The sequence below is a fragment of the Flammeovirgaceae bacterium SG7u.111 genome, from assembly GCA_034044135.1.
Lineage (GTDB): Bacteria > Bacteroidota > Bacteroidia > Cytophagales > Flammeovirgaceae.
This window is the reverse complement of the sequence record CP139021.1, coordinates 343,698-356,287: the sequence shown is the minus strand read 5'-3', so window position 1 is coordinate 356,287 and position 12,590 is coordinate 343,698. Positions and strand designations below refer to the sequence as shown.

Here is a 12,590-nt window from a genome sequence, read left to right as displayed (position 1 = left end):
AGTCTTTGTATAACTTCCTCATTTTGCCTACATCCTTCCTCAATTTGGCTACATGGATGAAAACCTGATTATGGATTTTTGTAACGTAAAACAAAAAAACAAAATCATGGAAAAGGAAAAAGGAAACAAAATTTGGTTCATCACAGGTTCTTCTCGTGGATTTGGACGTATTTGGACAGAAGCCGCACTTGAGCGTGGTGATAAAGTAGTAGCAACGGCACGCAGATTAGAGAGCATATCTGATCTTCAAGAAAGATATGGAGAAAACGTTCTGACCCTCGAGCTTGATGTGACAAAACCAGATCAAGTTAAAACGGTCATCGAACAAGCCCATAGTCATTTCAGTAGATTGGATGTAATCCTAAATAATGCTGGCTATTCACTTGTTGGAACAATTGAAGAAGTAGACCTAGACGATGTTCGCGCACTTTACGAGACTAATTTATTCGGTACGCTCTCTGTTATTCAAGCAGCCTTACCATTATTGCGAAAGCAAGGAGGTGGTCACATTTTAGGTGTGTCAAGTAGTCTGGGTCATGAGTCAATGCCCGTAATCGGGTATTATTGTTCTACTAAATGGGCATACGAAGCAATTCATGAAAGCCTTGCTACAGAAATCGAGCCTTTTGGCATCAAGATAACTCTTATTGAACCAGGTGCTTACGCGACAGAGTTTGGTAGTCCGGAGTCGTTGAAGATGGCTAGCGGGCTTGACATATACTCAGATTTTAAAGAACAATTTGAGCAGGGCTTACGGAGTCTGGAAAGAGGAAACCCGAAAGCTACTCCGCAAGCTCTTTTCAAAGTGGTAGACGCAGAACATCCACCATTGCGACTTTTCCTAGGTAACCAATCGTTGCTTTCTGTGGAAAAGGCTTACAATGAACGACTGGCAACTTGGGAAGCCTGGAAAGAGGTATCCAATGCTGCGCAAGGTTAATCGAAATAATGAATCTGAAAGCATAGCACGTAATATTGTTTAAACTTCAATGATGACCAATATTTAATACTATATCGGTCATCATTGGTAACTACTGAAAAAATGAAAAAAGGGAAAAATATTCATAGGAAATTTGATTCGTTATCGGATTTTCACCGGACGTTTGGGCTACCACGACCCGCTCACCCTTTGATAAGTTTTATAAATATCGAAGAGGTCTCTATCCCAACAGATAAATCATTTGATTTCTTTATATTGGATTTTTATAAAATCGCATACAAAACGACTCTTTGCGGACAAGCAAGATACGGTCAAAACTACTACGATTTTGGTGAAGGAGGTTTGGTATTCACAGCTCCAAATCAGGTATTCGAAAGTCCTAAAAGGGCTGCATCAGGTTATATCTTTTTAATTCATCCAGATTTTTTATTGACTTACTCCCTAGCCAAAAAAATTAAACAATTTGGCTTTTTTTCATACTCAACAAATGAAGTATTACATCTTTCCTCAGGTGAAAAAACAACTGTCATGTCCGTTTTTAAAATCATTGATGACGAATTGAAGGGCAGAATAGATGATTTTAGCCATGATGTAGTTATTTCCCAATTAGAACTATTGTTGAATTACAGTAATCGGTTTTACCATCGGCAGTTCATTACCCACAAGGTTGTTTACAATGATCTGCTATTGAAACTGGGAGAAATTTTAGATAATTATTTCAATCACTCAAAACCATTAGAAGATGGGTTGCCAACGGTACAATATTTAGCCGAACAAGTCAATGTTTCTCCAAGCTATTTAAGTGATATGTTACGATCACTTACAGGCCAAAATGCTCAACAGCATATCCATCATAAGCTGATAGAAACGGCAAAAGAAAAACTATCTACAACAAGTCATTCCGTAAGTGAGATTGCTTATGCCTTAGGTTTCGAGCATCCACAATCATTCAGTAAGCTGTTCAAATCAAAAACTAACTACTCACCATTGGAATTCAGGCAGTTTTTTAATTAAAAAGTGATGACTACCGCTAATCAAGTAGGCGACCGTGAGCCACTAGACTTCTAAGGCTTGTAGGTTTGCCAATGCGGTCAAAGTCCAAGCAGATGCTCGAACTAGCATGAGTTTAACATGGAATAACGGCGTTAATATACGGCAGGAACTATCCTATTCTTTATACCTTTACAGATGCGGTATTTCATACACTTAGGATTTGATGGTAGCACTTACAGGGGGTGGCAGCGGCAAAAGGATACCCCAAACACGGTTCAAGAAGTTATAGAACAAATCCTCTCTCGGCTCTTTAAGAAAAGAATAAGCGTTTACGGTTGCGGACGCACCGATGCCGGTGTTCACGCCAGCCAATATGTTATTCAAATTAATCTTGATGAAGCTCCCGCTTTCGATTTAAAATTTCGGTTGAACAAAAATTTACCCGATGGTATCGCAGTTTTTGAAATTTTCGAAGTTGACGAAGACCATCATTGTAGGCACGGTGCTGTAGCCCGCACCTACGACTATTTCATTCATTGGGAGAAAGACCCAGCACTCATCCGTTATAGTTCATTCTATGACGATCTGAAATTAGATTTCAATCTGATGAGAAAAGCAGCGAACCTTATCCTTCGGACAAGAGACTTTAAAGCACTGTGCAAGCAACCAGGTTCGTACAATAATACATTGTGCCAGATAAGCAAGTGCGAACTGTTCGTCAATGAGGAACAGGGAAGATTGCGGTTTACCATCACCGGCAATCGGTTTCTCCGTGGAATGGTTAGGATTTGCGTTTTCTTTTTGATGAAAGTGGGGAGTGGGGAAATTACCATTAAGGAGTTTGAGGAAATTTTGAAGCAGAAAAAAGAGTGGAAAGAAAAAATGCCTGCGTTACCAAATGGTCTTTTTCTTAGCAGAGTTGAGTATCCATTTTTAGAATTGAACAATTCGCATAATTTGATCAGGATGTTAAAAGTAGGCTTGGAGTAGAAGAAACCTTGCACAAATTAAAGATTAAGTAGACAATTGAAAATGTAGAATAGTAATGAGCCATTTCTCTCTCTCGCACACATAGCTGCAATGGGTAAAACTTGGCACAAGGTAAAGATGCCCTTCCCTCAAATGAATCCTTTTTTCTCCTACATAAATATTGGCTTCTCCTTCAGTAACTAAATACAACCATGTGAACGAACTAATGATGTTTCTATAATTCTATTCGCCCCCCCCACTTTGCAATTTGCTACTGACAACAGATTAAACGATACACTCTTCAGAAGCTCTGTATTGTTCATTCACTGCAATTTTATTTTACAATGCAAAAATATCATAAAGCACAGATATTAATACTGTTGACAAGTTACGATGTCGGAAATAGACAACAATTCATCTGATTTGTAAAACTTTTTCCCCACATCGTTTTCTAGCTTTGAAAATACATTTCGCCCGAAACAGGTTCAATGAAGGGCAATTAAAAGCTTTCACACAAAAACAACTATCAATGCCAGAAAACACACCTTTATCAGACCACAAAAACATCCCACTGTACAACACAGAAACATGGATGTACGAAGATTTTGAGCTGGGCCGTAAAGATCGGTCTATCAGCCGAACAATTTCAGAAGGAGAAGCCATGACGTTCAACGGTTTGGTTTTGGACATGCATCCTTACGTAGGCGATCAGCAATTTGCCGAAAAGGAAGGGCTTTTTGGAAAGCGGTTGGTAGCTGGGGCTATGGTTTTCAGCCTCGGGTTAGGTCTAATGGCCAACAACAATATCAACACCTTTAGCTATGGTTACGACAAATTACGATTTATAAAACCCGTTTTCATAGGCGATACCATTTACACGGTTCGTACCCATCTGAATAAAAAACCTAAGTACACCGATATGGGACTGATTACGGTCAGCTACGAGGTGTACAAACAACCCGGCGAGCTGGTTTTGTATTGCGAGCATTTACAAACCGTGAAATACAAACATCCTGAAAGCTTTAGCAATAAGAACAACTAAAGTCTACACAGAATTTTAAATCAAATTTTAAAAGAACACAGTCCCAAAGGAATGTGTGTAATTCAAAGAAAATGAAATCAATAAGAAATTTTTTATTGCTGGCGGCAATGCTAGTGGGCATACAGCAAGTTGGTGCTCAACAAAAATACGATGCCGAATGGGAATCGCTTTTGAAGTACGAGACTCCCGAATGGTTTAAAGATGTGAAGTTTGGAATTTTTATCCACTGGGGGCCAACTACAGTACCTGCCTATGGTAGCGCGGAATGGTACGGGTTTCACATGTGGAACGAAGGCGCTGTAGATGCTTTGGGCAATCCAAGTAAAAAGCCGTCAAGCGCATATAAATACCATGTGGAAAATTTTGGCAAACCTGAAGATTTTGGCTACACCAAGTTTATCCCCATGTTTAAAGCTGAAAATTTCAATGCCAAAGAATGGGTCGATTTGTTTGAAGAAGCAGGCGCCAAATACATAGTGCCAGTAGGTGAACATTGCGATGGTTTCGCCATGTACGACTCCAAAGTTACCCGTTGGAAATCGACAGAAATGGGACCTAAAAAAGATATAGTTGGTGAAATATTTAAGGAGGCACGAGCCCGAAACATAAAAGTAGGCGTTTCCTCACATTTTGCTTACGGTTGGCATTGGTGGACCTACAAGGATAAATACGAAACGATGGATCCCAAATTGCGTGACTTTTATTGGGATAAGCACGAGCGTTGGGAACCTGCTTCAGAAGCATACATGAAGCATTTTTATAAGCGCACCATGGATATGATGACGCAGTATACGCCCGACTTGTTTTGGTTCGATTTAGGTTTTAGCGAGCCTGCCTACGAAGAAACCCGTAAAAAAATAATTGCCAACTATTACAACCAAGGCTTAAAAAACAACCAAGAAGTTGTACTTAACTACAAAAACATTAGATATAGAGGCGCACCCGACGGAGCTGCTGTATTGGATGTGGAAAGTGGCAAGCTGGACCGTATACGCAAAGAAGCTTGGCAAACCGATATGTCGCTTGGAGGCTACCGCTGGGGCTATACCAACGATTACCAAATGCGAGAAGCACCTGCATATATCAACGATTTGGTCGACATTGTGAGTAAAAACGGGTGTTTGTTACTAAACGTAGCCCCTAATAAGCACGGTGAAATACCTGAGCCGCAGCAAAAGATTTTAAAAGAAATTGGCGCATGGCTAAAGGTCAATGGCGAAGCTATCTATTCGACTAGGCCATTTGATGTATTTGGGCAAGGCCCTACAAATGCAAAAATGAAATTGCATGGAAACTCTCACGACAAGGGATTTACCTCAGATGATTTCCGCTATACCCAAAAAGGGCAAAACGTTTATGCTTTTTGGTTAAAAACAGATGGCAGAAAAACAATCGAATTAAAAGCTCTCGGCTCAGAAAACAGGATTTTAAACGACCCTATAATTAGCGTGTGTTTGTTAGGCGGAACTGGCAACTTAAAATGGATCCAGCAAAAAGATGAATTAGTAATTGAGCTGCCTGAGGAGTACCAATCGGACAAAGCCATTTGCTTCAAAATTGAACTGAAAGAAAAGCCAAGTGATATTTTGGGAAACCAGAAATCCAAAAAGGATTTCTAAAGAAAACCAGAGAAAAAAACCAGAGTTTAATATCACGGAAAACTATTCTATATAGAAGGTGAAATTGATAGTGGAGATTGCCAACCCAACATAAATATTCACGGGAAAAGCTAAATCTTACCGCACCTTGAACTCCGAAAATCAACACTGTTACACTACTGAGCAATATATTGATTTTCGGAGTTTCTTTATATCTAATCTGCCAAACCGAGTACTCCTTCTTCTTTTTCCACCTTCTGATTCAACATCCCAAACTTCCACTTGTACTTATAGCCCATTATCAGCAGATAAATAGCCCCAAACACCCACAGCATGATCAAATCTGTAACAGGTTCTATGTTAAGTTGCTCGAACATTGCCGGCGTTTGCAGCACCGACGATTTAGAAGTAAGAAAAATAGAAAGGAAAATATTGTTGATGGCATGCAAACCCATCGCTGTTTCTATACCGTCGTCGAGGGTAGCTGCTATGCCCAGAATAAGTCCTACAGATATGTATTGGGGGAGCATGAGCAAAATACCGTACTCCTCCACTTCGGGGTTCATTATATGCATCAGCCCAAAAAGGATAGAAGGAATGAGGATAACCAACCATCTGTTTTTAGTCCAAGCCCCTACAGCTTGGGCGAAGTATCCTCTAAAAACCACTTCTTCGTAGGTAGTTTGGAAGGGTATGAAAACGAGGGAAATCAGGATTAAAATAAAAAATGAATTGGGATCGAACTGAAGCTTGAAGTTTTCGGGGTCGAGCGCCAAACCAAGTAGCAAGGAAGCCAGCATAATTATACCCCAGATGGCAGCGGAGAAAAAGAAACGCCCCCAACGGACGCTCATTGTCCCATTTATAATTTCCTTCAGGTGCCTTTTGTGCAAGATTTTGAACATAGGGATCATTGCCAAAAGCCCAAACAAAAAGGGCAAGATGAGTAGAAACAAACCTAAATTGCCAGAGATGCCATAGACAGAAAGGTCTGCCATATTACCTGGATTAGGCTGGATATCTCCACCGCTCTCCACCGTTTTGGCCACAATTACAATTATCAAAGGAATAGCTCCAATGACATTGGCAGCTAGAAACCCAATTACAAAAACTATCAAATACTTCCACCACTCGTTTTGGTGGTCGAGGGCTCTTTCCAAATGGTTCATTTATAAACTGGTTTCAATTAAAAAATAAAATGTATGCACAATGGGAAAATTAGTCCAAAAAAGCTGTCTTTTCAATAAATACTCATTTTTCTAAAACATAGATGAGGTATTTTCCACACCAATAGCAAAGCCTTCCACTCAAAAAATGGGGACAAAACACTGAACAATTATCAACTAAATAAGGTTATATACTTTATGGGCTCAGTATGCCTTAACCTACGTAGGAATGCTCTTTAGCTTACTGAATGAGCCTGAAAGGGATATTTTATTAACTATCAAAATTGTGTAACAACTATGAAGTTCGGAAAGCTGACTGACATCAGTGATGTTGACTTTACCCTTCCGAAAGATGGAAAAGGTATAAATAAACTTATTAATCCTGAAAACAACAGTAGTGAAATTCTTATTGGATGCCCTGCTTGGGGCTGCAAAGAATGGAAAGGGAAAATCTATCCAGATAATAGCAAGAGCGATGAATTTCTCAACCACTATTCCCGTCACTTCCAAACTATAGAACTTAATACCACTTTTTACCGAACTCCAGATGTTCAGACGATAATGAACTGGAAAGAAAGAAGTGATGATGATTTTAAATTTTGCCCAAAAGTATCGAGAGAGATAAGCCATTTGCGCAGGCTAGATAACTGTGTGGAACTTACGCACCAATTCTGCAATGCTTTTATCCCTTTGGCAGAAAAACTTGGAAGTTTTTTCCTTCAGCTTCCTCCTAATTTCACCCCTAGGGAGTTTTCCAAATTGGAGAATTTTATCTTGAACTTTCCCCCTGGGCTGGGCTTGGCTGTAGAGTTTCGCCACCCAGAGTGGTTTTCCAACCAAAGTGCATTTGAAAATGCCAGGAATTTACTCGAATCGCAAGAGATGCTCATGGTCATTACCGATGTAGCTGGTCGCCGAGATGTGCTCCACCAAAACAGAACAACAGATGAAACCATGATCCGCTTTGTGGGCAACGACCTCCACCCTACGGACTACGAACGAGCCGATGAATGGGTAGATAAGCTGGAGGAATGGGCTACTATGGGTATGCGCCGCTGCTATTTCTTTGTGCACGAGCCCGATGATATCAATTGCCCAGAAATGGCCTACTATATCACCAAAAAGATAAGTGAAAAGCCAAACCTAAAAGCAAAAAGGGTAAACTTGATGCCTGTGATGAAACAGAGATCTTTATTCTAATAAAATCTCTGTACAAACAATCTTTTACAGAAAAAGCATTACGATTCATTTGGTTGAATCGTAATGCTTTTTTTATTTTCTTGGAAAAAGTGACTTTGAAAAGTCTTACTTTATCTATTGCTTCTAACCACGCCCGTGATAAGGGATACAATAAATCCAATTACAAAAATAAAGAAGACAAATTTAGCGATAGTGGCAGCTCCTGCCGCTATTCCACCAAAGCCCAAAATTGCCGCAATTACGGCTATAAGAAAAAATGCTATTGTCCATCGTAACATAGGTATATCAGTTTTAAGTTAAGAGTTTTGTTTTCTGACATACATAATGAAAATAGTATTCCAAGCCCATTTTAGGTGCAAAAAGGCTGTTTTAACAGAAGGTTGTGAATTATTTTTTACAACAAATGGGGAATAGTTGAGACTATTTTTCCACAAGAAAAAAAGTTGCGTGGGTAAAATAAGAAAGGGGAACTAATTTAAGCTTACCCACTTCTTTGTATTACTTTTTCTTCTCTCCCCAAACCACCTGCCTTATATGGTAAGCCGTTTTGTTTTGTGATTCGTAGTAGGTTCGCATCATTATCTCCGAGATGAGCCCAAAGGTGATAAATTGGATGCCCGCCAGCAAGAGGGTAATTCCTAATATGAGCAAAGGCCGCCCCCAAATATCGTTGCCCATCAGTTTGACCATGAGCAAATAAATATTGATGACCGAACCCAAGAAAAAACTAAACAGGCCCACGGGACCAAAAAGGTGGATAGGCCTGCGGAAGTATTTCAGAAGAAACACCATCAGGATAAGGTCGCTCACAACCTTAAATGTTCTGCCAAGCCCATATTTAGATTCTCCAAACATCCGCGCATGGTGCTTCACGGGCATTTCGGTGATTTTTGCACCCTGAAGGTGAGCTAGCACAGGAATAAACCGGTGGAGTTCGCCGTATAGCCCGAGGTTTTTGGCTATTTCCTTGGTGAAAACCTTGAGCGTACAGCCATAATCGTGGATATACACACCCGTCATTTTTCGAATAATGGAATTGGCTATTTTACTAGGAATTTTTTTCAAAATCATTCCATCTTGGCGGTTTTTGCGGATACCAGCCACCACATCCCAATCTTCTTCCTGCAACTTGCGCAGCATGGCTGGAATATCCGAAGGATCGTTTTGCAGGTCACCATCCATTGTGATAATGTAATCCCCTTCTGCTTCATTTATCCCCGCCGACATCGCAGGAGTCTGTCCATAATTTTTATAAAAAATCACCAGCTTCACCCGCTCATCCCCATATTTTTTCACGTTCTCCACCGTCTTATCAGTAGAGCCATCATCAACCAAAACTACTTCATACTCAAAACCGACCAATGCATTTTGGATATTTTCCAACAAGGGTTTTATATTATCTTCTTCGTTGAGTAATGTAACTACTACGGACAATTTCATAGACATAAAAAATTAATGTTTGTGGCAAGAAGTCTACCCTCTATTTCACTAGTTTTGCTGGCAAATGTATTAGTATTGGCAAGTAATTCTTAGCTTTTAAAAAGAACTTTATATTAAAACTGAAGGCATAGCCCTTGGTGTTTGTATGTAACCCATGACCTCGACCTCGAAACGTATCAACCGTCATTTTGCCATCCTTTTAGTGCTATCTGCCTTGGTGTTCACAGCCAATATAGGAGGCTATTCCATCTATGTTCTCGACGAAGCTAAAAATAGCGAATGTGCCCGAGAAATGTTAGAAAGCGGCAACCTGATTGTCCCTACTTTCAATTATGAACTTAGGACGGACAAACCCCCGCTCCATTATTATTTTATGATGCTGGGCTATAAAATTTTTGGTGTGAATGAATTTGCCCCACGCTTCTTTTCTACTATCTGCGGAATTTTGACTGTGTTGGCTACCTATTTTTTTACTAGGAAATACCTGTGCGAAGATGTGGCATTTTATTCAGCACTTACTTTGTTATCTTCCCTTCAGCTAATCATCCAATTTCATCTGGCAGTGCCCGACCCTTACCTTATCTTTTTCATCACACTGGCATTACATAGCTTTTTTGCAGGCTATTCCTCGGGAAAGGTCAAGTATTATTACCTTTTCTATACTTCGCTGGCCCTGGCTACCTTGGCAAAAGGGCCTGTGGCTTTAGCACTTCCAGGCCTAATCATCCTCTTCTTTATCATCTTCAAAAAAGATTTTACTTGGAAAAAAATAATGAGCTTTCGGCCATTTTCAGGTGCTTTGCTTTACCTTCTCATAGCCTTACCATGGTACGTTGCCGTTACTATAGCTACCAACTGGGCTTGGACAGAAGGTTTTTTCCTAAAGCATAATATCAGCCGTTTTTCAGCAGAAATGGAAGGACATGGCGGACCATTTTTCATGCCTTTCGTATTCGTAATAACAGGACTTTTGCCTTTTAGCCAATATATTTTCCAAGCCTTAGGCAGAGCATGGAACAAACGAAAATCCAATGATCTGATACTTTTCTCACTAATCGTACTTAGCATTTTTGTAGTCTTTTTTGGTATTTCCAGAACTAAGTTGCCAAGTTATCCTGCTCCTTGCTTTCCCTTTGCTGCTATCTTGATAGGTTACTTCATGCACAAACTGGAAGTCTCTGGGCACATCCGAAAAAAACTATCTATCATAAGCCTAATCTTTTACACACTTATCACCATTGCCATTCCTGTTGCCATCTACATTGCTTTGCAGCATGAAAGCTATTTTGCTCACCTCACCCATTTATCCTTCTATTTCCTTGCATTGCCCATAGGAGCTGTTATCGCTTGTATATTTGCTTACCAGCGAAAAATCAGGACGATGTTTTTTGTGTTTTCAGCTTCATTTATCATCACTAGCTTGCTCTTTAGCTATGTCGTTTTCCCACAAGTAGATGAAGTGAACCCTGTGCGCCTAGCTTTGCCTAAAATAGACGTGGAAAGACCAATTGTCCATTACCGCAACATGAATGCAGCATTTCCTTTTTACTTAAAAAAACCAATCCCAAAGCTTAAGACCGAAGAGGAGGTCACAAAATTCATTCAGCAAGAGGGGAAAGTTTACGTGATCAGCACTGTTGACCACAAAGAGGAGCTAGAAAAAATGGGGGATTTCAAGTTAATTCATCAGCACCGAGATTTGTTCGAGCCTACCACCACCATCATTCTGGAAAGAATGTAGGTGAAAAGAAAGCCAATGCTATTACGAATAAAAAAAACACCCCGTCTAAAAAATAGACGGGGTGAATAGTATTTCGCTTGTTTAGTATCCGACGAATTAATCTTAAATATTTTTATAAACTGTATGGTTATGAAAATACAGCCATGAATATCTTAATTGATTCGAACGTAAAAGTAACGTTTAATTCATGCCTTTGCAAACGTTTTCAACGACATAATAACAGTTATTTTACATTTTTGACCTCATTTAGGTTATACTCCTTGTTTGAGGCTTAATTTGTAGCTCACTCATGAACCACACAAATTTAGCACTATTTTCAGTATGATTTAAAAAAAATCAAATGTTCTTGATACATTTCTACTAAAACCGTAAAAAACAAATTTCAAATTTAATCTTGAATATAAAATCAACTTTGACTGGACCAAGTATTTTTTTCAATTGCAAATAAATTCAGTTCCTCTTTTTTGCCCTGCAGGTGAAAAGCTCCCTTGGCAATAGACCTCACAGAAGGTGTTAACTCTAATAGGTTGAGCAACTTTTCGGAAACGAGCAGCTCGGCTCGTAATGCATTGCACTGTTTTTGAATCCTAGAAGCTGTATTTATAGTATCTCCATGGTAAGCAATTTCCCTTTTTAGCTCACCTACTTCGGCTACGGTAACTTCTCCTATCTGTAACCCTGCTTTAAACTCTGGAACAATGCCATATTTTTCCTGATAATAGCTTGCTTTATCTATAATCCGCTCTTCAAAGGCATAATATGCCTTTATGCAATTCATGTTATTTATTCCATCTGTTGTGTTCCAAACCAACACTGCCTCATCACCTACATACTGATAAATTTCAGCTTTGAATTGATGTACAACCGCCAAATCATAAAAGCAATCTTGAAGGAGTTTGCTGTAATCCGTGTGGTCAATTCGCTCAGCAATGGTAGTTGAGCCTTTTAAATCTAAAAACATAAAAATCAGTTCTTCAACCTTTGGTTGGTAAAACTTCCCCGTAATTATCTTGAACAAAGTACCATCACCCAAAATCATACTTACCCTAATGGAGATACTGATCCCAAAGTTTACTACAAGAGCATAAAAAATAGCAGTAGGAATAAGAGGGAGCTGAAGGATTTCCCAAACGGATGAGGTTTGGATAAGATCGGTGAAGATTTTGATTATCACAAAAAAAAGGGCAATTGCTAAAACAGCTATCACCAACTGGAATGTAATAGTAATAGCCATTAGTTTAATGAATGGTACTCTTCCTGTCACAAACCTTTCTATAAATATGTGAAGGGCATAAAACCCCAAGCCTTGAACAAGCCAAAACATGCCCATTATAAGTGTTTCTTCCCAAAAAGAAGAGTTAGGGCTATATATTTCCACATGCTCTACATTGTGCACATTGGAAAGTAAAAACCAAATAAGAGCAGCAATGAACCAGCCTATTAAATAATCGCGAAGGATTTTGTGGTTCTTGTTTTTCAAGTCAGATGAGAGTTTAGTAAC

The 12,590-nt window shown here is 39.4% G+C and carries 11 protein-coding genes; 7 read left to right on the top strand and 4 right to left on the bottom strand.

From position 1 onward, the window contains the following. Window positions 1-52: 52 nt before the first annotated feature. The 5 genes from R9C00_01395 (at window position 53) to R9C00_01375 (ending at window position 5,563) form a co-directional block, all read left to right on the top strand. The gene (locus R9C00_01395; protein WPO36102.1) at window positions 53-940 is read left to right on the top strand and encodes an SDR family NAD(P)-dependent oxidoreductase; all 888 of its coding nucleotides are present in this window, start codon (window positions 53-55) and stop codon (window positions 938-940) included. A gap of 102 nt (window positions 941-1,042) precedes the next feature. Beyond that, window positions 1,043-1,954: a helix-turn-helix transcriptional regulator gene (locus R9C00_01390; GenBank protein ID WPO36101.1), complete on the top strand. Its 912-nt coding sequence runs from the start codon at window positions 1,043-1,045 to the stop codon at window positions 1,952-1,954. Window positions 1,955-2,128: 174 nt separating this feature from the next. Next, window positions 2,129-2,923, top strand: coding sequence for a tRNA pseudouridine(38-40) synthase TruA (truA, locus tag R9C00_01385; protein WPO36100.1), 795 nt, complete (start codon window positions 2,129-2,131; stop codon window positions 2,921-2,923). A 508-nt stretch (window positions 2,924-3,431) separates the two neighbouring features. Further along, entirely contained in the window at window positions 3,432-3,944 is a 513-nt protein-coding gene (locus R9C00_01380; protein WPO36099.1) for a MaoC family dehydratase, read from the top strand. Window positions 3,945-4,015: 71 nt separating this feature from the next. Then, the gene (locus tag R9C00_01375; protein ID WPO36098.1) at window positions 4,016-5,563 is read left to right on the top strand and encodes an alpha-L-fucosidase; all 1,548 of its coding nucleotides are present in this window, start codon (window positions 4,016-4,018) and stop codon (window positions 5,561-5,563) included. 194 nt (window positions 5,564-5,757) lie between these two features. Here R9C00_01375 and R9C00_01370 read toward each other — a convergent pair whose 3' ends face one another. Beyond that, window positions 5,758-6,711 (bottom strand): CPBP family intramembrane glutamic endopeptidase, encoded by a 954-nt coding sequence (locus R9C00_01370; protein WPO36097.1) that lies wholly within the window; start codon window positions 6,709-6,711, stop codon window positions 5,758-5,760. Between the two features lie 294 nt (window positions 6,712-7,005). Between R9C00_01370 and R9C00_01365 the strand changes: the two genes are divergently transcribed. Beyond that, window positions 7,006-7,908, top strand: coding sequence for a DUF72 domain-containing protein (locus R9C00_01365; GenBank protein ID WPO36096.1), 903 nt, complete (start codon window positions 7,006-7,008; stop codon window positions 7,906-7,908). A 110-nt stretch (window positions 7,909-8,018) separates the two neighbouring features. Here R9C00_01365 and R9C00_01360 read toward each other — a convergent pair whose 3' ends face one another. Together R9C00_01360 and R9C00_01355 are read right to left on the bottom strand one after the other, a co-directional pair. After that, a complete protein-coding gene (locus tag R9C00_01360) occupies window positions 8,019-8,186 on the bottom strand; it encodes a DUF1328 family protein (GenBank protein ID WPO36095.1) in 168 nt (55 codons plus the stop codon). A 220-nt stretch (window positions 8,187-8,406) separates the two neighbouring features. Beyond that, on the bottom strand, window positions 8,407-9,348 hold the full coding sequence (locus R9C00_01355; GenBank protein ID WPO38753.1) for a glycosyltransferase family 2 protein: 942 nt from the start codon (window positions 9,346-9,348) through the stop codon (window positions 8,407-8,409). Window positions 9,349-9,502: 154 nt separating this feature from the next. Between R9C00_01355 and R9C00_01350 the strand changes: the two genes are divergently transcribed. Next, complete coding sequence (locus tag R9C00_01350) at window positions 9,503-11,089, top strand: glycosyltransferase family 39 protein (protein WPO36094.1); 1,587 nt, start codon at window positions 9,503-9,505, stop codon at window positions 11,087-11,089. 406 nt (window positions 11,090-11,495) lie between these two features. On the opposite strand, the gene R9C00_01345 is transcribed toward R9C00_01350, so the two are convergent. Next, a complete protein-coding gene (locus R9C00_01345) occupies window positions 11,496-12,569 on the bottom strand; it encodes an adenylate/guanylate cyclase domain-containing protein (GenBank protein WPO36093.1) in 1,074 nt (357 codons plus the stop codon). Window positions 12,570-12,590 lie beyond the last annotated feature (21 nt).

Excerpts from the sequence above, each read along its gene's own strand:
- truA (WPO36100.1), top strand. The coding sequence starts at position 2,129 with ATGCGGTATTTCATACACTTAGGATTTGATGGTAGCACTTACAGGGGG.
- R9C00_01360 (WPO36095.1), bottom strand. The coding sequence starts at position 8,186 with ATGTTACGATGGACAATAGCATTTTTTCTTATAGCCGTAATTGCGGCA.
- R9C00_01355 (WPO38753.1), bottom strand. The coding sequence starts at position 9,348 with ATGAAATTGTCCGTAGTAGTTACATTACTCAACGAAGAAGATAATATA.
- R9C00_01375 (WPO36098.1), top strand. The coding sequence starts at position 4,016 with ATGAAATCAATAAGAAATTTTTTATTGCTGGCGGCAATGCTAGTGGGC.
- R9C00_01390 (WPO36101.1), top strand. The coding sequence starts at position 1,043 with ATGAAAAAAGGGAAAAATATTCATAGGAAATTTGATTCGTTATCGGAT.
- R9C00_01350 (WPO36094.1), top strand. The coding sequence starts at position 9,503 with ATGACCTCGACCTCGAAACGTATCAACCGTCATTTTGCCATCCTTTTA.
- R9C00_01365 (WPO36096.1), top strand. The coding sequence starts at position 7,006 with ATGAAGTTCGGAAAGCTGACTGACATCAGTGATGTTGACTTTACCCTT.
- R9C00_01380 (WPO36099.1), top strand. The coding sequence starts at position 3,432 with ATGCCAGAAAACACACCTTTATCAGACCACAAAAACATCCCACTGTAC.
- R9C00_01370 (WPO36097.1), bottom strand. The coding sequence starts at position 6,711 with ATGAACCATTTGGAAAGAGCCCTCGACCACCAAAACGAGTGGTGGAAG.
- R9C00_01395 (WPO36102.1), top strand. The coding sequence starts at position 53 with ATGGATGAAAACCTGATTATGGATTTTTGTAACGTAAAACAAAAAAAC.